The sequence below is a fragment of the Kitasatospora sp. NPDC018619 genome, assembly GCF_044391605.1.
Taxonomy (GTDB): Bacteria; Actinomycetota; Actinomycetes; order Streptomycetales; family Streptomycetaceae; genus Kitasatospora.
Genome location: NZ_JBISAI010000007.1, coordinates 299,856 through 318,115, shown reverse-complemented (window position 1 = coordinate 318,115; position 18,260 = coordinate 299,856). Strand labels below are relative to the sequence as shown.

Sequence of the window (18,260 nt, the reverse complement as noted above, 5' to 3'; positions counted from 1 at the left end):
GGCGCGGGGCGTCCGAGCACCGTCAACGCCCCGCTGACGGGCCGCGCGCTACCTCCCCCGCGCCGTCCTCCGCGTCGTGCGCGGCACCCCTGCCGCCGGCGCCGCCGGGCCGGCCCGGGCCGTCTCAGTGCGTGCCCGGCCAGTAGTGCTCGGCCTCGTTGACCATGTACGGCTTGAGCCAGCGCTCGTACGAACGGGCCCAGTCGCCGCGCGCGTAGTAGTCGGCCAGGACCTGGTTGACGCGGGCGGTCAGGTCGGTGCTGTCCTTCAGCATGGCGACGCCGATCACCTCCGGCTGGGCCTCGCCGTCCACGATCCGCACGGTCTGGTCCTGGGCGGCCTGACCGGCCGCCAGGCCGTTGTCGGTCATGGTGGCGTCGACCTTGCCGAGCTGCATCAGGACCAGGCAGTCCAGCTGGTTCTCCACCGTGACGACCTGCCGGGCGGTCTTCTTCTCCTTGACGATGTTCAGCGCCGTGGAGCCGTCGGCGGCGCAGACCGCCCTGTCCCTGATCGCGTCGTCGATGTCCTTCGCCGGTGAGGCCTTGGGCACCAGGACGCGCTGGCTGATGTTGAAGTACGGCTTGGAGAAGGCGACCTCCTCCATCCGCTGGCAGTTGATCGTCATGGTGCGGACGATCAGGTCGACCCGGCCCTTCCTGATGGCGTCGATCCGGTCGGCCGTGGCCACCGGCTTGAGCACCACCTTGTCCGGGTCCCCCATGACGGCCGCGCCGATCGCCCGGGCGAGGTCGATGTCGAAGCCCTCGATCCGGCCGGTGTTCGGGTTCCGGGCGCCCCAGCGGTAGCTGTTCTGGTCCACGCCGATCACCAGGCTGCGCCTGGCCTTGATGGCCTTCACGGCCTGGCCGTCGTCGCCGCTGGGCGGCACGCTCCGGTAGACGTCGCAGCCGTCGGCCTGTTCCTGCCGCTCCTGCCCGGCCTGCCGGACCTGCCCGGCCTGGCCGGCTCGTTCGGCGGCCGTCGGGGCGGCGCCGACCGGGCCGCCCCCGGCGAGCACGGCGGCGCCGGCCGCCAGCAGGGCCAGCACGGCGGCGGGCCTGGTCGTTCTCCTGGTTCCCCTGGTGCGCATCGGTCGGTCTCCCCCTCGCCCGTTACCGGTACTCGGCCAGTCGTCGGCCCAGGCCCCGCAGCGCCGCGGCCGCGGCCACCAGGCCGAGCAGCGCGGCGGCCACGGCGGCGGTGCGCAGGTCCCCGCCGGTGCCCTCGGCGGCCCGGCCGAAGCGGTCCTGCTCGATGCCGGCGGCCCGGGCGAGCGCCCGGTCGGTGCTGTCGAAGGCGGCGTCGGCGGTGGCCGCGTCGGCCTTGGCCGTCACGGTCTTCTCCAGCGCGCCCTGGTAGTCGGCGCCGTCGACCTCCAGCTTCCGGGCCTCGTCGTGCCGCCGGCTCCACTCCTCGAAGCCGGCCGCGGCCTCCCGGACGGCGTCCTGCGCGGCCTGCGGCGCCAGCCGGACGGCCTGCGGCAGCGAGCCGCCGGACCGCTCCGGCGGGAGGCCCGGGGCCCCGGCCAGGTGCTCGGTGGCCTTCGCCCACTGGTCGGCGTACCTGGTGGTCGAGCCGCGGGCGACGAAGTGCAGGTTCTCGGCGAGCCGGGCGGTCAGCACGTCCACCCGGGCGGAGTTGAGCGCCCGCAGCGGGGTGGCGCCCTCGCGGTCGCTCCGCTGGAGCGCGGCGCTGGTGGCCAGCCCGGTGACGGTCAGCCACAGGGCGCCGGCCAGGACGGCGGCGGTGGCGCCCAGCAGCCCGACGTTGAACACCCGGTTGGTGCGGCGGAACAGCGTGAGCTGCACCCAGGCCAGCGCGGCCAGGGTGACCAGCGCCAGGCCGTACGCCCCCCACGGCACCGCCTTGGCCGCGGCGTAGTCGCGGGCCAGCTCCTGGTTCTCGGCGGCGGCCAGCTCGGCGGCGGCCGGCAGCAGGACGGTCTGCATCTGCTCCGAGGCGTACCGCAGGTAGGCGCCGCCGAGCGGGATGCCCTGCCGGTTGTCGGCCCGCGCCGTCTCCACCAGGCCGGAGAACGCCGGGAGTTGCTGGTTCAGCCGGGCGAGCGAGCCCTGGGCGGGGGAGGTCGCGGTGGTCCGGGCGGCGGCCTCGGCGACCAGCCTGGCGGCGGTGGCGAGGTCCTGCTCGTAGCGGCCGCGGACCTCCTCGGGCTCGGCACCGGCCAGCAGGAAGCCGCTGGCCGCGGTGGTGGCGGCGTCGGCCAGGCTCCGGTGGATCTCGGCGGCGTCGCGGCTGAGCGGCTGGCTGTAGGAGACCACCCGGTCGGCGGCCTGCGCCCGGTTCTCCAGCTGCCAGGCGGTGAGCCCGCCGAAGGCCGCGGTGAGCACCGCGAGCACCACGCCGGCCAGCCGCAGCCGGCCGGGGGGCGTGCGAGTGGCCTGGGCGAGCCGGGCGCGCACGCCGGTGGCGAGGGCTGCCGGGGGGCGCTTCGCGGGTGTGCCGCCGGGGGCGGGTGCGCCGCCGGGGCCGGGCGCTCCGTTGGGGCCGGGTGCTCCGTTGGCTCCGGGCGCCCTGTTGGCTCCGGGCGAGGGCAGCGCTGCTCTGGGGACGGCCGGTGCCGCCGTCGCCACCGCACTGCCCGGCGGCCGGCCCGGCGGTGCCGGGAACGCGGCGCCGGACGCGCCACTGCCTGCTGGTGTTGCCACCCGCCTCATCCTCCCCTGGGGCCCGGCCCGCCCCCGGGGCCCGACCGATGGCAGCAGTATGGCCGTGACTCCCCCCGACCACACCTGAGTTGCGCTGATCCTGAGCATGTCGTGCACGTCCTTCGGGGCGGTCCGGGCCGCTCCTCCGCCGTGCCGTGAGGGCCGGTGAACCGTCCGACGCGGACCGGGCCCCGTGCGGTTCCGCGCGGCTTGCGGCTGGTTCCGTGTGGCTCCCGTCCGGCCGCCGTCGATGCCCCGTCCGCCCGGCCGCCGGTTCCCCCGGCCGGCCCCCGAACCGGGCGGGGCGCGGGGCACCGTCCGCGGGCGGGCAATCCCGGGTGCGGCACCCGCTCGCTCCGTACGATGGAGGCATGCGCCTGCTTGGAACGATCTCGCCCGACCGCCCGCTGCTCGTCGTCGCCGTGCGGGAGGAGGCGGCCCACCTGGACGACCGCCTGCCCGTGCTGCTCACCGGGATCGGGAAGGTCAACGCCGCCGTCGCGCTGGCCACCGTCCTCGCGCAGGGCGAGAAGCCCTCCGAGGTGATCAACCTCGGCACGGCCGGCGCGCTGCGCCCCGGCTGGGAGGGCACCCACCACGTCGTCCAGGTGATCCAGCACGACCTCGACACCGCCACCCTGCACGCGCTCACCGGGCGCGAGTACGGCGCCCCGCTGGTGATCGGCAAGGGCGACGGGCCGGTGCTGGCCACCGGCGACCTCTTCGTCTCCGACGCCGCCGCGCGCGACCGGCTCGCCGAGCACGCCGACCTGGTGGACATGGAGGGCTACGCCGTCGCCACCGTCGCGCACCGGGCCGGGCTGCCGGTGCGGCTCGTCAAGCACGTCAGCGACGAGGCCGGGGACGGCGCCGGGCACACCTGGAAGGAGTCGGTGGACGGCTGCGCCCGCAAGCTCGCCGACTGGGTGGCCGCCCAGGGGTGGTGACGCCCGGTCACGGCGTGGTTAGGGTGGCGCGGTGACCGAGAAGAACACCGAGCCGACCGTGCTCACCGACATGCGTCCGCCGAGCCTGAACGCGGACGAGCCGACCACCCTGCTGGCCTTCCTCGACTACCTGCGCGCGGCGGTGGCCGCCAAGCTCGACGGGGTCAGCGACGAGGACGCCCGGCGCCCCGGCGTGGCCTCCGGGACGAGCCTGCTGTGGCTGGTCCGGCACCTCGCCGTGGTCGAGGACAACTGGTTCACCTGGGCCTACCAGGGCGTGGGCGAGCAGCCGCGGGACTCGGACGAGGAGCCGCTGGACGGCGCGACGGTGGCCGAGGAGCTGGCCGCCTACCGGGCGGCGGTGGAGCGGTCCAACGCGGTGGCCGCGGCCGCCCCGGACCTGGACCGGCCGGGCGTGCGCTCGCTGCGGCCGGACGCCGCCGAGGGGCCGTCGCTGCGCTGGGTGCTGGTCCACATGATCGAGGAGACCGGGCGGCACGCCGGGCACGCGGACATCATCCGGGAGCAGCTGGACGGCGCGACCGGCCGCTGAGGGCGGGCGGTCGTCCCCGGCGGCCCGTAGGGTGACCGCCGTCTTCCTCCTCGCCGCCGTCCGCGCCGAACCCGCCGCCGCCGACTTCCCGGCCTGGCCGGCCGACTTCTCGCCCGACGCCCACGAGCACGGCGAGGAGGCCGTGCTCGCCCCGGGCGCGGCCCTGAAGCCGGTCGCCGCGGGCGGCGCGGGCGGCACCTTCTTCCTGTGCGGCGAGGGCGGCGAGGAGCGGCCCGTGCCGTACGCCGACTCCGAGGGCGGCGCGGCCCTGTCGGCCGTCGGGCTGCCGGAGCTGGTCCGGCCGCGGCAGCCCGTGCTGGGCCCGGCACCTCGTACGTGCTGCTCGACGCGGAGGAGGGCGCCGCGTACGGGCCGCTGCTCACGCCCGGGCGGCCGCGGTGACGTCCTTGGTGGTCACCACCTTGGCGAAGCGCATCGCGTGCAGGGTGGCGGCGGTGGCGCGGGCGAGGTCGGCGGCGGGGACGGTGGTGCCGTCCGGGCCGGCCAGGTCGAAGGCGTGCATGGCGTCGGTCGGGAAGACCGCGTCGTAGCCGAGGTTGCCGGCCATCCGGGCGGTGGTCTCGCAGCACACGTTGGTGATGATCCCGGTGACCACCACCTGCCGGGAGCCGCGCTCCTGCAGCCAGGCGTGCAGGTCGGGGGTGCCATAGAACGCGCTGTTGACGGACTTGGTGACGTGCAGCGCGGGGGTGAGCCCGGCCACGAAGTCCTTCAACTCGTGCCCCGGGGTGCCCTTTTCGAGCGGGGTGCCGGGGCCGTCGTGCTGGACGGTGACGATCGGGCGGCCGGTCTCCTGCCAGGCGGCGATCAGCTCGGCGATCCGCTGCTCGGCCTGCGGGTTGTCGCGGGGGCCGAAGGCGGGGGCCTCGAAGCCCTTCTGGACGTCGATGAGCAGCAGGACGGCGTCGGCGTCGAGGGCGAGGGGGGCGTCGAAGGCGTCGAGGTTCGTCATGCCGTCCATCGTGGTGGGCGGCGCCGGAGCGGCGTGATGGGCGGCGATGCCGACGATCGATAGATTCCTGCCATGCGCACGGTGGGTTGCCTGATCTTCGACGGTGTCCGGGCCTTCGACTACGCGGTGATCGGCGAGGTGTGGACGGACCGGTCCGCCCGGTTCGGCCTGCCCGCCTTCGACCTGCGGGTCTGCGGGCCGCAGGGCACCCGGGTGAGGCTGGGCGGCGGGCTGGAGCGGGTCCCCGACGCCGGGACGGCGGCGCTGGCCGAGTGCGACCTGGTGGTGGTGCCGGGCGTGGAGGACCCGGAGGCCGGGCACGCCCCCGAGGTGCTGGCCGCGCTGCGGGCCGCCGCCGCGGCCGGGGTGCCGATCGCCTCGCTCTGCGCGGGCGCCTTCGTGCTCGCCGAGGCCGGCCTGCTGGACGGCCGCGAGGCCACCACCCATTGGGCGCTCGCCCCCGAACTCGCCCGCCGCTACCCGGCGGTGACGGTCCGGCCGGAGGTGCTCTTCACCGGCGGCGACGGCCTGTGGACCTCGGCCGGCGTCGCGGCGGGCATCGACCTCTGCCTCCACCTCGTCCGCACCGCCCACGGCCAGCAGGCCGCCGCCGCCATCGCCCGCGCCATGGTCACCGCCCCGTTCCGGGCGGGCGGCCAGAACCAGTTCATCCCGTCCCCGGTGCCCGACGCCGCCGCCGACGACGACCCGCTGGGACGGCTGCGCGCCGAGGTGCTGGCCTCGCTGGACAGCCCGTGGACGGTGCGCCGGATGGCCGCGGCGGCCCTGCTGTCCGAACGGACCTTCGCCCGCCGCTTCACGGCCACCACCGGCACCACCCCGATGCGCTGGCTCCTCGACCAGCGCGTCCTGGCCGCCCAGCGCCTCCTGGAGGAGACCGACCTGCCCGTCGACACCGTCGCCACCCGCTGCGGCTTCGCCTCCGCCGTCTCCCTGCGGCCGGTCTTCGTCGACCGCGTCGGCGTCGCCCCGCGCGAGTACCGCCGGGCCTTCCGCGGCCGGGAGGAGGGCTAGGGCGCGTCTGACAATTCCCGCCGGGTGCGCCCTGGTCCGACGCGAATTGTCAGACACGCCCTCGGGCGGGCGTCCGGGCGATGCGACAGGCAGGTCTCCCGGTGGTCGGCACCCGGGCCGGGGTTCGGTACCCGGGTCAGCCGGTGGCGGTCGGGGCGGGTGACGGCGCCTGCGGGTCGGCCGGCGGAACCAGGCAGGGCGTCCGGACGGCGAGGGACATGCGGTCGTGGCCGGCCGTGCTGTCGACGTCGACGACGTACCGGCTCTCCGGGTGCCGGGCGGAGAAGGCGACCACGGGCTCGGGAAGCGGCCTCCCGGAGGGGTTCTCCCGGTACTCGGTGACCGTGAGGCCTTGGGCGGTGAGCAGCTCCCGCGTCTTCCGGAGGACGTCGTTCTGCCGGTCGTCGGGGACGTCGGCGTGCACCCCGTAGTCGAGTGTGTAGCGATCGTCGGGCGCCTTCTCGCCGTTCCTGCCGATACACGGGGTGAACAGGAAGTTCTCGGGTTCGTCGTTGACGCCGGCGCCGGTCGACTGGGCCATGTGCGCGATGAACTGGCGTGCCCAGTCCAGCGACTCCTGCTTGGACCTGACGGGGAGCGGGTCGTCCTTCCCGTCGTACTTTCCGCTGCCAGGACTGGCCATGCACGCTCCAAGGGTGGCGATCAACAAGGGGATGGCGGCGAGGCGGACCAGCGGGGTGCCGGCCGCGGGCCTGCGTGGGGAAGACGTGGTCATCGGTTCCACTCCGGGGTTCGTCAGTGGGGGATCGAGCCCCAGACCGGGTCCTCCTTGGGCCCGGTGGTGGGCGGAACACCGGCGATGATCTTCGCGATGTTCTTGAGGCTTTCGGAGCTGTCGGTCCAGTACCCGTCGTGGCCCGAGGTGTCGACCTTGATGTTGTTCCCCCCGAAGCCGGCGACGTGCGGTGAGGCGCCCAGCGCCGTGTTGCCGACGATGCGGGTGAGATCGTCGGTCGCCTCACCGATCCACACATGGTCGGGGTCGATGTTCAGCTGGGAGGCGCTGGCGACGCCCATGCCCGGGCTGCCGAGGGCGACGATGTCGTCGGCGTGCAGGCCGCCCGCCTGCTGGGCGGCTTCGCCCACGGCGAAGGTCCCGTAGCTGTGCGCCATCCATGTCAGGTGGGTCTTCGGTTCGCCGTGCGCCACGCGGAGTCCGTTCGAGAACCTCCGCATGTCCTCGGCTCCGTCGATGCCGCGCATGGGGTTCGCCACCGCCGGGAGACTCTCCGGGGTGTCGTAACCCAGGTAGGAGATCACCGAGACGTTCTCGCCGACGCCGGCTTGACGCGTGGCGACCTGCTGGAACTGGCGGATGCGGTCGATCTGGTTCGGGACACCGGGGAGTTCGGTGCCCGTCCCCGGGACGAACACGGCGGTGTGAGCGGCCTTGTCGGGGTTCCCGGTGGCGACGACGGCACGTCCGTCGCCGCCGTACGCCTCGGGGTTGATGGCCAGGAGGAACATCTGCTTCGCCTCGTCCTTCTCGTTGGCGCTCTCCTCCAGCTTTTTCCTGATTTCCACCAGCGCGTTCCTGCGCTTCTCGTAGTCCTTCTGGTCCATGCCGAAGACGGAGGCCGACCCGGCTTCCAGTGCGTCGATCTTCTGGTCGAGGACGAGCCGGTTGGCCTTGTCGCGTGCCGCGGCGGGGATGCCGTCGAGGTCTCCCACCTGGGCCGCGTTCAGGGTGAGGTAGGTCTCCTGCTGGTCGGGGGTGAGGCCGTTCCACCAGGCGGCGTTCTTCACCGGGTCCTTGCCGTCCGGTATGTACGGGTCGACCAGGTGGAGGTCCCGCATGATGCCGTCGACCGCGTACTTGGCGGTCAGGAGCGAGCCGTTCGCGCGGGACGGGTCCAGGGTGTTGGCACTGAGCCGGACGAGGGCGCTGTGGCCTTGGTCGCTGGCCTCCTGCGCGGCCTTCAGCGCGGCGTCGATACGGTCCTGGAAGCCCTTCATCTCCGAGCCGAGCTGCTCGCGGGCCTTCCGGCCGTCCGGGTCGTTGGCCTCCCCCTTGCCCTGCGGCGGCAGGCTGAGGACGCCTTCGGCGGATACGGTCAGACCGGCGGCGTCGGCTCGGTGCACCGCGTTGGTGAGGTTGGTCTGCGCCTGGTACATCCGCTCGGCGACGGTGTTCAGCACCAGCGCCGCAGCCTCCGACTCCATTCGGATGATCTCCATCTGGACTTCCGTCCGCACCATGAACGACTGCGCGGCCCTGGCGTCCGCTCCCTCCCAACCGGGCCCCTGTGTGCCGGCGGCCATCAGCGGTCCGTTGACCTGGTTGCGGTGGCGCTGGCCGGTGCTGTCCATGGCGTGGCCGAGGGCCTTCCAGGCCTTGGCGGCATCGCGCAGGCCGTTCGGGTCGAACTTCAGTAAGAGGTCGTAGACGTTGGTCACTTGGGCCCCTGCTGCGGTGCGTCGGCCCAGCTGCCGGCGATGGCCTGTTCGCGGTGTTCGTGGGCGGCGGCATTGGCGTTGAGGTTCGACGCGGTGTCCACGAGGCGCTGCCGCAGGTCGCCGAGCGGCTTGGCCCAGCCCGTTCCCAACTGGCCGAGCCCGGCGGATATCGACCAGCCGGTGAGCCGGGTCGAGACCGTGGTGCTGGTGGTCAGAGCGGACTGGACGGGTTTGTCCAGTTCGTCACTGAGAGCCTTGGCGATACCTGCGGATGCGCGCAGGTCGGTCGGTTGGACCACGATCCTGCCAGGCGTGTCCTTGTCTCCCATGCGGGTTCCCCTCCCCGAAGACGGACGCGGGGGCGCTGCTCGCACGCAGAACGCCGGGCAGGAGCGGGGCACTCCGCATCCGTACAGATACTCAGATGATATGTACAGACCCTGCTGGCGGGTCGGTGAGTATCGGAAACTGCCGGGGCGGCGGCGAAGCGGTGGGGTGGGGAGGCTGTTCCGCAGTGGGGTGGAGGTGGGGTGGCGGCCCTCAGCGCCGCCACCCCCGTTGGCTTCTCGGCACGGGGGGTGGGGTCCGTTGAGTCAAACCCCACCTTGGGGTGAAGTCGTCAGGCTTCGGCGATCGTGCGCAGGCGGCGCTTGTCCGGCTTGCCGACGGGTGTCAGCGGGATCTCGTCCACCAGGTGCAGCGCCTCGGGGGCGAAGATGCGGCCCTTGCGTTCGGTGACGAACGTGCGGAGGGTGGCCAGGTCGGGGCGGTGGCCCGGGGTGGGGACGACGGCGACGTGGACGTGTTCGGCCTCCTGGTCGTCGCGGACGCCGAAGACCGCGCAGCGGGCGACCGACGGGTGGGTGACGAGGAGGTCCTCCACCTCGGACGGGTAGACGTGGCCGCCGACCACGATGATCAGGTCCTTGACCCGGTCGGCGAGGTAGAGGTAGCCGTCCTCGTCGAAGTAGCCGACGTCGCCGGTGTTCAGCCAACCGTCGTGCAGCACCGCGGCGGTGAGGTCGGGGCGCTTCCAGTACCCCGCCATCACGGTGGCGGAGCGCAGGTGCACCTCGCCCTGCTCGCCGACCGGCAGGTCGGTGCCGTCGGCCGAGCGGATCGCGACCTCGACGCCCGGGCTGGGGCGGCCGACCGAGACCTGGCCGCCGCGGCCGATCCGGTCGTGCTCCTCCGGCGGGAGCATGGAGATCAGCTGGGCCTCCGACATCCCGTAGACGCCCACCAGGACCGGCCCGAAGACCTTGAGCGCCTCGCGGATCCGGGTCGGCGAGGAGGCGCTGCCGCCGTACAGGATGTGGCGCAGGCTGGACAGGTCGGTGCGGCTGATCGCCGGGTGGTCGAGGAGCTGGTGGAGCAGCGGCGGCAGCACCCAGAAGTCGGTGACGTGCTCGCGCTCGATCGCGGCGAGCACGGCGCCGGGCTCGAAGGAGCGCTGGAGGACCACGGTGCCGCCGCGGTGGAGGGCCAGGTCCGAGAGGATCCCGGCGAGGTGGGCGAGCGGGGTGGCGGCGAGCAGGACGGGGGCTTCCCGGCTGCCGACGGCGGAGTCGAACACGAGGCGGTACGTCCCGTGGCGGCTGAGGATGCCCTTGGGGACGCCGGTGGTGCCGCCGGTGTGGCGGATGGACAGGTCGTCCTCCGGGCGGATGCGGACGTCGGGCGGCTCGGCGGGGCGGTGGGCGGAGGCGGCGAGGACATCCTCGCCGACGGCGCTGCCACCGCCCGCCGGGGCAGGGCCGGGGCCGAGGGTGAGGACGGCGGGGACGTCGATCAGCGGGAGCAACTCGGCGGCCGCGTCGTACCGTTCGGCGTCCACGAGCAGCACCGTGGTGTCGACGCTCGCCGTGATCTCGGCCAGGACCGGGGCGCTCATGCCGTCGTACAGGTTCACCACCCGGGCCCCCGCGAGGCCCGCCGCGTACCGGGCGCTCAGGGCCTCGGGGGTGTTGCCGGTCAGCAGGGTCACGGTGGTGCCGCGGGCGGCGCCCCGGGCGATCAGCTCGTGGGCGAGGCGGTAGGTGGCGTCGGCGAAGCCGCCGGCGGTGACCTCGGCTCCGTCGGCGGTGACGATGGCCCGCCGGCCGGGGTCGGCGGCGAGGGACTGGAGGATCAGCGCGGGGCCGCTGACGAACTCCGCGTCGGGCATGGCTACTTCTTCCTTGTAGTTTGCAACCATGGGCACAGGCTAACCCCAGCCGGGCCGCCGTGCGGGGGAGGTTCTGCCGGTGAATGGCGTGAAGGGACCGCTACCGGCGCATTCGTGACGGCATATCAGGTACGGATGCCGCGGGCGCCTCCCCGTCCGGGTGAACCGGGCGCAGGGGCGCTCAGAACGCCGCCGGGGGGGCGCAGGGCGAGGTCGGTGGCGGCGGCCCAGTGGGTGGCGGTGGCGGTGACGATGGCGTAGCCCGGCTGGGAGGGGAGCCGGGGGATCAGGGCGCTGCGGCAGCCGTGGCTGCGGTGGACCTCGACGGGCACCGGCACGCCGTGGAGCAGCACCTCGCCGGGCGTGGGCGGCCCGTCCAGCGGGGCGAGGGCGGTGCGCAGGTCGAGGCGGTCCGAGTTGGCCAGGAAGGTGGAGAGTTGGGACCGCGGGGTGGTGAGGGAGCCCACCCGGTGGCCGGCGGGCACGGGGCGCGAGGTCTGGACGACGGCGACGAGCTCGCCGTTCAGGTGGTAGTTGAGGTCGAGGTGGCAGAGGTAGCCGTCGGAGGCCAACCGCCCCAGCAGGAAGCGCCACCCGGGCGGGGCGTCGCGGAGTACGGCGATCTGCTCGCCCCACTCCTCGGCGGTCTCGCGGTGGGTGGGTATGCGGATGCCGCGGGGGTGGGTGTCGCGGAACAAGGACGTCCTCCAACGGGTGCTCGGCGGCCGGTCGTTGGGATGAGTATGCGGGTGCCGGTGGGCGGTTCGGGGCGGAACGGTCGGTAGGGTCGGGGCGGTACGGGGAGTGCACCCGGGTGTGCCGGTCCGGCGGAGGGACGGTTCTGGTGGCGACGTACGCACTGATCCACGGCGCGGCTGCCGACGCGTGGTACTGGGGGCCGCTGGCGGCCGAGCTGCGGGGGCGGGGCCACCGGGTGGTCGCGCCGGACCTGCCGTGCGAGGACGACGGGGCCGGGCTCGCCGAGTACGCGGACGCGGTGGTGGCGGCGCTGGCGGGGGCGGACGCGCAGGTGGAGACGGATGCGGGTGCGGATGCGCGGACGGAGGCGGGGGCGGGGGCGCGGACGGAGGCAACGGGCGGCGGCCGGGCGGGAGGGCTGGTGGTCGTCGCGCACTCCTTCGGCGGCTTCACCGGCCCGCTGGTGTGCGCCCGGGTGCCGGTGGACCTGCTGGTGATGCTCCAGGCCCAGGTGCCGGTGCCCGGGGAGACGCCGGCCGCGTGGTGGGAGAACACCGGCTACGCGCAGGCCCGCCGCGAATCCGACCGCAGCAGGGGCGTGGCGGAGGGCGCGGAGGAGGACGAGCGCGCCGTGTTCCTCCACGACACCCCGGCCGAGCTGGCCGAGGAACTCCTCGCGGAGCACCAGCGGCGGCAGTCGGCGGCCCCCTTCGGGGCGCCCTGGCCGCTGGCGGCCTGGCCGCAGGTGCCGACCAGGTACCTGCTGGCCACCGGCGACCGGTTCCTGCCGCCCGCGTTCCTGCGGCGGCACGTCGAGGAGCGGCTCGGCTTCCGGCCGGACGAGATGCCGGGCGACCACCTCCCGATGCTCGGGCACCCGGCGGAGCTGGCCGAGCGGCTGGAGGCGTACCGGACGGCGCTGTAGCGGCGGGCGTCGCGGGGCCTCGCTGCGCAGGAAGTCGGCGGGGCCGACTTCCTGCGCGCGGCGGTGTCCGGGCCGGGTGCCACACTTCGCGCATGAGCGATGCCGGGGAGCCCGTGCGCGGGCCCGACCACGCGTGGGTGGAGTCCTCCGGGGGCCCGCTCGTGGTGGTCCCGGTGTCCGCGCTGGACCGGTGGGGCGGCTGCACCGGGGAGGCGGCCGCCCTCGGGGGCGTCGGCGAGCCGGACGACTGCGACCGCGCGTGCGCGGTCGAGGGCTACGCCGGGGCTGTCCCGCTGGGGGCCGCCGGCGCCGTGTCCGCACTGGTGCTGGGCCGACGAGCCCGCCGGCAGCTGCTACCTGCCGGAGCACAGGGCGTTCGTGCGCTGGCACGCCGCGGACTCCGCGGCGCAGCTGGTCGAAGCCGCCGAGGAGGCCTTGGCCGACCCCGCCACGCCCTGGGAGGACCGCGGCGTGTGGGAGACCGACGGCGCGGCGGTGCTCCTGGCGGCGGCCGAGGCCGGGCCGCGCTGGGGGTGCCGTCCCCGGACGGAGAAGGGCAGCCGGAGCAGGCGCCGGTCCCCGTGCCGGCGGGGCGGTGGAGGGTGCGGGCCGCGTACCGGAGCGAGGGGTCCGTCCGGGTGGGCGTGGTACGGCTGCTGCCGGCGTCGCTCACCCGGGGTCGGGGACGACCTCGACGGAGGCCAGCTGCCCGGGCGACAGGTGCGCCTGCGCCAGGCCGCTCCTGGTGAACCGCGCCCCGGCGAGGTCGGCGTGGGCGAAGGAGCTGCCCGCCAGCTCCGCACCCGTGAAGACCGCCCCGGCGAGATTGGCGCGGTCGAACCGGCAGCCCGTCAGGACGGCCCGCTCGAAGAGGGCCTCGCGCAGGTCGGCCTCGCGGAAGTCCGCGTGCTCGGCCGTGCAGTCGACCAGCACGGAACGGGGGGCCGAGGCGCCCTCCAGGTTCGCTCCCGAGAGGACGGCCCCGTACAGGTTCGCGGACGGGAAGCGGGTGTCGATCATGCTCGCACCGGAGAGCTCGCACTCGGTGAGGTCGGCTTCGAGGAGATCCGCGGAGTCCAGGTCGGCGTTGGTGAGGGTCGCCTGCGCGAGGCGGGCGCTCGCCAGCTGCGCGCCGTACAGGGACGTGCGCGACAGCAGGCTCCCCCTCAGGTCGGCGCGCCAGAGCCGCGCGCCGTCCCAGACCAGGCTCCGGAGATCCAGCGCCGAGAGGTCGATCCCGTCGAGGAAGCAGCGTTCGGGGAGCCGACTCAGGACCAGGACCGCCAGCTGGAGGTCTTCGTGCCGGGCGGGCTCCGGGCCGGCGGGCACCGCGAGTGGGCGGGCTGCCCGGAGGTACTCGCACAGCATCGACGGCCACAGCAGGTCGGAGGCCTCCTGGCCCGCTGGAGGGGTGCGCCAGGCGAGGCGTTCCAGGCGGTGGAGGGCGGCGATGCGGCGTTCCGGGTCGGGGGAGCGCAGGCGCTCCCGCAGGGACGGCGGCGCCGGGGTGTCCTGCTCCGCCCCGGCGTCGGCGGCGTTGCCGGTGGCGGCGTCCTCGGCGGCCAGCCAGAGGCGGTGGAAGCGCTCGACCTCCTCCTCCGGGTCGGGTTTCTGCCGCCCGACGGCGGTGTGGGCCAGGTACCGCACCAGGGACTCGACCTTCGCCCAGGAGGGGACGGTCTGGCCGTGGAGCAGCTGGCTCGCGGTGTCGTGGCTCATCGTGGTCCGCAGGTCGTCGCGCTGCCTGATGCCGAGGGACATCTCTCGGAGGCTGGGCTTGCCCGCGCCCCGGTACAGCCCGTGCAGGGCTTCGACCAGGTCCCTCCGGGGGCCGGGCGGTAGCTTCTCGCCGGTCGGCATGACGATCCCCGCCACGGGCTGCCCCTCGATGGACTGTCAGATTTCATCCGCTGCTGTCCGTTCATGATGGAGCAGCCCGGCGGTCCTGTCAGTCGAACGCCGGATACCGGTGTCGGGCCTCCGGTTCCGTACGGTCCCATCGGCCGGGCGCGTCGCAGCCGCCGGCGCCGCCACGGTGGAGTCCGGGCCGTGAGGTGCGGCCGGTTCCCCGGGGAGAGGAGAGGCGTGATGGTGGTCCGGCGCAGTGGGCGGGGTCGGGGCGGCGGGGCGGCACGGCGGCGGCGGTGGCGGGTCGTCCGGCGGACGGTGGCCCTGCACTTCGTGCGCGGCATGGCGACGGCGGCGGGCGGTGCCACCGTGACCGGCCTGCTCGCGTGGCTGCTCTCCGGGCGCGGGTAGGGCCCGCGCGGGGGCGGGCCGTAATTGTGAGGAGCCGCCCGGGCCCCTCGGTTAGGGTGACGGGCGATCCAGGGGAGGGAAGCCCACACCGATGACCGCGTTCTCACTGCCCGTCAGCACCGATCGCCTGCGGCTGCGCCTGTTCACGCCCGACGACCTCGACGACCTGGCCGCGTACCAGGGCCTCCCCGAAGTCGCCCGCTACCTCTACCGGCCGCCGCTCACCCGCGAGCAGTGCGTGCAGAGCCTGGCGCGGCGCGCGGCCGGCACCGCGTGGGCCGAGGACGGCGACGTCCTGGCGCTCGCCGTCTGCCCGGTCGGGGAGGAGCGGGTGGCGGGCGAGGTCGTCCTGAAGCTCGCGAGCGCGCGGTCGAGGCAGGCCGAGATCGGCTGGTCCCTCAACCCGGCGTACCAGGGCCGGGGTTACGCGACCGAGGCGGCGCGGGCCGTCGCCGAGCTGGCCTTCGCCGACCTGGGTGCCCACCGGATCTTCGCCCGCCTCGACGTGCTCAACACCGGGTCGATACGGGTCTGCGAGCGCCTCGGCATGCGCCGGGAGGCGCACCTCGTCGAGAACGACCTCGACGAGGAGCGCTGGGGGAGCGAGTACGTCTACGCCGTGCTCGCCCGGGAGTGGGCGGCGGCCCGGGGCTGACGCGCGGCCTGCGGACCTACGACGGCAGGCCGCTCGAAGCCGCGTGGCCCTCCGGCGGAGTCGACGCGGCGCCGTCCTGGTGCTGGAAGAGCACTTCCGGATCGTCCGGCGAGGGGCCGTCCAGCAGCGGACGGTGGACCCCCTTCAGCGCCTGGTCGAAGAACCCCGTCACGTACTCGCGGGTGATCACTACCCCGCGTTCCGGGGAGAGGGACGAGGTCGGGAACCCGGCCTCCTCCTGGAGCAGGTCCAGGTCGGTGAAGCTGGTGTGGTCGGCGCGGGCGACGGTCAGCCACTTCCGGTAGCCGCCGAGGGCGGCCCATGCCTGGTCCCACGAGGTGTCGTGGCCACCGCCCGGGTGGTTGTCGGCCGTACCCAGCATGAGGAACGGCCGGTTGATCTGGCCGGGCAGCGGGACCACCTGGAAGCTGCCGTCCATGTTCACCCCGGCCCGTACGCGCGGGTCGGCGACCATCGTGGCGGCGGCCGCCGCTCCGCCGAGGGAGTGCCCGGCCATGCCGATCTGGTGCTTGTCGACGAGGTGTGCCAGGCGCCACGCGCTGTTGCCGTGCGTCAACTGGTCGATCACGAAGGACGCGTCCTGCGCGCGGCTGGTGGCGACGGCGCGGAAGTCGAGCCACGGCGGGGCGTCGCAGATCGCGCACGGCGGCGTCTGGCCGTCCGCCAGCGTCTCGCCGCTGTCCTCGTAGGTGTGGCCGAGGAGCGCGACGACGTAGCCGTGACTGGCCAGCTCGGTCGCGAGCGCGGTGAGCACCATGCGCGGGTCCTCGTACCCGGGGGAGAGGACCACCAGCGGGTACTTGCCGTTCCGCGGCCGCGCGCCGTCGAAGGCGTGGGTGGTGACGCCGGAAAGCGTCTGCGGGGTGACGCCGGAGCTCGGCGGAAGGTGCCGGCGCTGGGTGATTCCGGCTGCCTCCGCGAGGGTCATGTACGGGGCCGGGGTCCCGGTCCCGGGGACGGCCGGGTAGACCATCGTGACGGCCAGCTGGCGGGGGCCGGATGACGGCACCCACGGGTCGGGACGGCTCGTGTCGGTGAGGTGGACGACCTCCTCGCCGGCGGCGTAGGGGCCGGTCGGCGCGGGGAGCTCGCCCTGGAAGGTCCGCGTGGGCGCCGTGGCCGTGGCTGTGGCCGGTGCGGTGCCGAAGGCGCGGGTGGCCGACGGCGCGGCCCCCGGTGCGGCCGGCGGCGTGCCCGTGGCGGCGAACCCGACGCCGGTTCCGGCGAGGAGGGCGGCGAGCGTCAGCGCAGCGACAGCGCTGGTACGGCGATTGCGTTTCATGGGGTCGACGCTAGGTTCCCGCGGCTCCGTGCCGAATCGGCTCGCGGATGTAAAGGTCGCGGTGCGGTTCGTAGCCTCCACGAGGTACCGGCGTCATCCCCCGGGAGTACGTCGTGCGGCGCGGGGGCTTCCTTCGCCGGCAGGGTCGCGCACCACCGGGCAGGTGAGGCCTCCGCCCCCGCCGGCCGTGCCCGGCCGCTGTGCGCAGGAAGTCGGCGGATCCGACGTCCTGCGCCCGGGAAGGACCGGCGTCGGGAGGCTCGCGTCGGGGGAGCGGCGGAGTCGGACGACGGACGGGAGAGCCGGGCGCCTGCGGATCACCGTGCTGACGGTGGCGGGCTGTCCGCACGCGCGGCCCGCGCTGGAGCCGGTGGCGCCGGCCCGTTCACGCCGCCCGGCGCGGTGCCCGGGCCTGCCGGACGGGACCGCGCTGCGCCCGGCCCTCGCCGGGAGGTCCGGCCCGGCGCCCGGCGGGGGCCCGAGCGCCGACGCCCGGACGAGCCGGCGGCCCGGGGCGCCCGGCCGAAGGCCGTCCGATGAGATCGTGGCGGGCATGGACGAGATGCGACGGACCGTGCCGGACGCGGCCGAACTGCTGGACAGGATGGAGCGGAACCTGGCCGAGCGCGCCTGCCACCTGCACCGGCACCTGGCGTACGCGACCGTCACCGAGACGGCCGACCTGGTGATCGCCGACAGCGGGCTCGACGACGACACCTTCAACCTGGTGGCGGCGGCGCGGTTCACCGGGGACACGGCTCCCGGGCGGGTGGCGGAGACGGTGCGGGCGCTGGTGGCGACGGGCCGGCCGTTCTCGTGGTGGGTCGGTCCCGCCGACACGCCCCCGGACCTCGCCGGGCACCTGGCCGCCGCCGGCCTGGAGGCGTCGGAGAGCGAGACCGGCATGTGGGCGGAGCTGGGCACCGCGCCGGCGGAGCCGTCCATCGAGGGCCTGGAGATCCGTCCCGTGACGTCCCCCGACCAGCTCGCCGACTACGCGACGGTCCTGGCCGCGAACTGGGACCCGCCGGCCGCCACGGTGCGGCGCTTCTTCGCCGACGCGGCGCGGGGGGCGCTGGCGCCGGACTGCCCCGCGCGCTACCTGGTCGGGTACGTGGACGGGCGGCCGGTCTGCTCGGCGGAGGTCTTCCTCTTCGGGGGCGTCGCCGGGCTCTACAACATCGCGACCCTCGCCGCCGACCGCCGCCGGGGTTACGGCGGGGCGATCACCCTGGCCGCCCTGCGGGTGGCCCGCGAGGCGGGCTACCGCACCGCGGTGCTCCAGGCGTCGGCGGACGGGGAGCCCGTCTACCGGCGCCTGGGCTTCCGGCCCTGCGGCCGGTTCACCGAGTACGCGGTGGCGCCCTGAGACCGCCGCGGTGGCGGAGGCGGGCCGGCCAGGGGCCGGGGACCGGGTGGCGAGGCCGTCGGCGAGCCGGAGAAGGTGGCAAGCGGCACGACGGTGCGGCCTCCGTGCTGTTCGAGGCGAGCTGACCCTTGAGGGTGCCGTTGACCGACTCGATCAGCTGCCGGACGGACTTCGGGCAGCCCCTCGACCAGCCGAGCGGAGTGGTCCGGCCCTGGGCCGGCCGTCCTCCGAGCGGCCCACGGCCACTTCGGGCGGTGTCCCGGCCAAGTTCCCGGGCGCGCGGTGCCT

General features: G+C 74.9%; 16 protein-coding genes and 2 pseudogenes. 8 read left to right on the top strand and 10 right to left on the bottom strand.

Annotated elements, in window-relative coordinates; genetic code table 11:
- Positions 1-124: 124 nt before the first annotated feature.
- Together ACH5AR_RS14075 and ACH5AR_RS14070 are read right to left on the bottom strand one after the other, a co-directional pair.
- Positions 125-1,093, bottom strand: coding sequence for a glutamate ABC transporter substrate-binding protein (locus tag ACH5AR_RS14075; protein WP_396301625.1), 969 nt, complete (start codon positions 1,091-1,093; stop codon positions 125-127).
- A gap of 22 nt (positions 1,094-1,115) precedes the next feature.
- On the bottom strand, positions 1,116-2,423 hold the full coding sequence (locus ACH5AR_RS14070) for a hypothetical protein (RefSeq protein WP_396301624.1): 1,308 nt from the start codon (positions 2,421-2,423) through the stop codon (positions 1,116-1,118).
- A 617-nt stretch (positions 2,424-3,040) separates the two neighbouring features.
- Between ACH5AR_RS14070 and ACH5AR_RS14065 the strand changes: the two genes are divergently transcribed.
- Together ACH5AR_RS14065 and ACH5AR_RS14060 are read left to right on the top strand one after the other, a co-directional pair.
- Positions 3,041-3,616, top strand: a complete 576-nt coding sequence (locus ACH5AR_RS14065) for a nucleosidase (RefSeq protein WP_396301623.1) — start codon at positions 3,041-3,043, stop codon at positions 3,614-3,616.
- 31 nt (positions 3,617-3,647) lie between these two features.
- Entirely contained in the window at positions 3,648-4,169 is a 522-nt protein-coding gene (locus ACH5AR_RS14060) for a DinB family protein (protein WP_396301622.1), read from the top strand.
- Positions 4,170-4,548: 379 nt separating this feature from the next.
- On the opposite strand, the gene ACH5AR_RS14055 is transcribed toward ACH5AR_RS14060, so the two are convergent.
- Entirely contained in the window at positions 4,549-5,142 is a 594-nt protein-coding gene (locus tag ACH5AR_RS14055; protein ID WP_396301621.1) for a cysteine hydrolase family protein, read from the bottom strand.
- A gap of 72 nt (positions 5,143-5,214) precedes the next feature.
- Here ACH5AR_RS14055 and ACH5AR_RS14050 point away from each other — a divergent pair, with 72 nt between their 5' ends.
- Entirely contained in the window at positions 5,215-6,177 is a 963-nt protein-coding gene (locus ACH5AR_RS14050; protein ID WP_396301620.1) for a GlxA family transcriptional regulator, read from the top strand.
- Between the two features lie 136 nt (positions 6,178-6,313).
- On the opposite strand, the gene ACH5AR_RS14045 is transcribed toward ACH5AR_RS14050, so the two are convergent.
- The 5 genes from ACH5AR_RS14045 to ACH5AR_RS14025 form a co-directional block, all read right to left on the bottom strand.
- On the bottom strand, positions 6,314-6,820 hold the full coding sequence (locus ACH5AR_RS14045) for a hypothetical protein (protein ID WP_396301619.1): 507 nt from the start codon (positions 6,818-6,820) through the stop codon (positions 6,314-6,316).
- Positions 6,821-6,933: 113 nt separating this feature from the next.
- The gene (locus ACH5AR_RS14040) at positions 6,934-8,595 is read right to left on the bottom strand and encodes an alpha/beta hydrolase (RefSeq protein WP_396301618.1); all 1,662 of its coding nucleotides are present in this window, start codon (positions 8,593-8,595) and stop codon (positions 6,934-6,936) included.
- A complete protein-coding gene (locus ACH5AR_RS14035) occupies positions 8,592-8,924 on the bottom strand; it encodes a hypothetical protein (RefSeq protein ID WP_396301617.1) in 333 nt (110 codons plus the stop codon). Before ACH5AR_RS14035 ends, ACH5AR_RS14040 begins: the two co-directional genes overlap by 4 nt.
- Before the next feature lie 290 nt (positions 8,925-9,214).
- Complete coding sequence (locus tag ACH5AR_RS14030; RefSeq protein WP_396301616.1) at positions 9,215-10,762, bottom strand: AMP-binding protein; 1,548 nt, start codon at positions 10,760-10,762, stop codon at positions 9,215-9,217.
- 125 nt (positions 10,763-10,887) lie between these two features.
- Entirely contained in the window at positions 10,888-11,460 is a 573-nt protein-coding gene (locus ACH5AR_RS14025; RefSeq protein ID WP_396301615.1) for a hypothetical protein, read from the bottom strand.
- 146 nt (positions 11,461-11,606) lie between these two features.
- On the opposite strand from ACH5AR_RS14025, the gene ACH5AR_RS14020 reads away from it, so the two are divergent.
- The 3 genes and pseudogenes from ACH5AR_RS14020 to ACH5AR_RS14010 form a co-directional block, all read left to right on the top strand.
- On the top strand, positions 11,607-12,386 hold the full coding sequence (locus ACH5AR_RS14020) for an alpha/beta fold hydrolase (protein ID WP_396301614.1): 780 nt from the start codon (positions 11,607-11,609) through the stop codon (positions 12,384-12,386).
- Between the two features lie 92 nt (positions 12,387-12,478).
- A pseudogene (locus tag ACH5AR_RS14015) lies at positions 12,479-12,712 on the top strand (Imm21 family immunity protein); the annotation flags it as partial.
- Positions 12,713-12,764: 52 nt separating this feature from the next.
- Positions 12,765-12,854 (top strand): annotated as a pseudogene (locus ACH5AR_RS14010) (hypothetical protein); the annotation flags it as partial.
- A 201-nt stretch (positions 12,855-13,055) separates the two neighbouring features.
- On the opposite strand, the gene ACH5AR_RS14005 reads toward ACH5AR_RS14010, so the two are convergent.
- Positions 13,056-14,261 (bottom strand): pentapeptide repeat-containing protein, encoded by a 1,206-nt coding sequence (locus ACH5AR_RS14005; RefSeq protein WP_396301613.1) that lies wholly within the window; start codon positions 14,259-14,261, stop codon positions 13,056-13,058.
- Between the two features lie 475 nt (positions 14,262-14,736).
- Between ACH5AR_RS14005 and ACH5AR_RS14000 the strand changes: the two genes are divergently transcribed.
- Positions 14,737-15,300, top strand: coding sequence for a GNAT family N-acetyltransferase (locus tag ACH5AR_RS14000; RefSeq protein ID WP_396301612.1), 564 nt, complete (start codon positions 14,737-14,739; stop codon positions 15,298-15,300).
- A gap of 16 nt (positions 15,301-15,316) precedes the next feature.
- On the opposite strand, the gene ACH5AR_RS13995 is transcribed toward ACH5AR_RS14000, so the two are convergent.
- Positions 15,317-16,603 (bottom strand): alpha/beta hydrolase family protein, encoded by a 1,287-nt coding sequence (locus ACH5AR_RS13995; RefSeq protein ID WP_396301611.1) that lies wholly within the window; start codon positions 16,601-16,603, stop codon positions 15,317-15,319.
- 604 nt (positions 16,604-17,207) lie between these two features.
- On the opposite strand from ACH5AR_RS13995, the gene ACH5AR_RS13990 reads away from it, so the two are divergent.
- Complete coding sequence (locus ACH5AR_RS13990) at positions 17,208-17,972, top strand: GNAT family N-acetyltransferase (protein ID WP_396301677.1); 765 nt, start codon at positions 17,208-17,210, stop codon at positions 17,970-17,972.
- Positions 17,973-18,260: the final 288 nt, after the last annotated feature.

Bases quoted from the DNA above. Each gene is read 5' to 3' on its own strand.
- ACH5AR_RS14075 (WP_396301625.1), bottom strand. From the start codon at position 1,093: ATGCGCACCAGGGGAACCAGGAGAACGACCAGGCCCGCCGCCGTGCTG.
- ACH5AR_RS14065 (WP_396301623.1), top strand. From the start codon at position 3,041: ATGCGCCTGCTTGGAACGATCTCGCCCGACCGCCCGCTGCTCGTCGTC.
- ACH5AR_RS14055 (WP_396301621.1), bottom strand. From the start codon at position 5,142: ATGACGAACCTCGACGCCTTCGACGCCCCCCTCGCCCTCGACGCCGAC.
- ACH5AR_RS14050 (WP_396301620.1), top strand. From the start codon at position 5,215: ATGCGCACGGTGGGTTGCCTGATCTTCGACGGTGTCCGGGCCTTCGAC.
- ACH5AR_RS14045 (WP_396301619.1), bottom strand. From the start codon at position 6,820: ATGGCCAGTCCTGGCAGCGGAAAGTACGACGGGAAGGACGACCCGCTC.
- ACH5AR_RS14035 (WP_396301617.1), bottom strand. From the start codon at position 8,924: ATGGGAGACAAGGACACGCCTGGCAGGATCGTGGTCCAACCGACCGAC.
- ACH5AR_RS14030 (WP_396301616.1), bottom strand. From the start codon at position 10,762: ATGCCCGACGCGGAGTTCGTCAGCGGCCCCGCGCTGATCCTCCAGTCC.
- ACH5AR_RS14000 (WP_396301612.1), top strand. From the start codon at position 14,737: ATGACCGCGTTCTCACTGCCCGTCAGCACCGATCGCCTGCGGCTGCGC.
- ACH5AR_RS13995 (WP_396301611.1), bottom strand. From the start codon at position 16,603: ATGAAACGCAATCGCCGTACCAGCGCTGTCGCTGCGCTGACGCTCGCC.
- ACH5AR_RS13990 (WP_396301677.1), top strand. From the start codon at position 17,208: ATGGAGCGGAACCTGGCCGAGCGCGCCTGCCACCTGCACCGGCACCTG.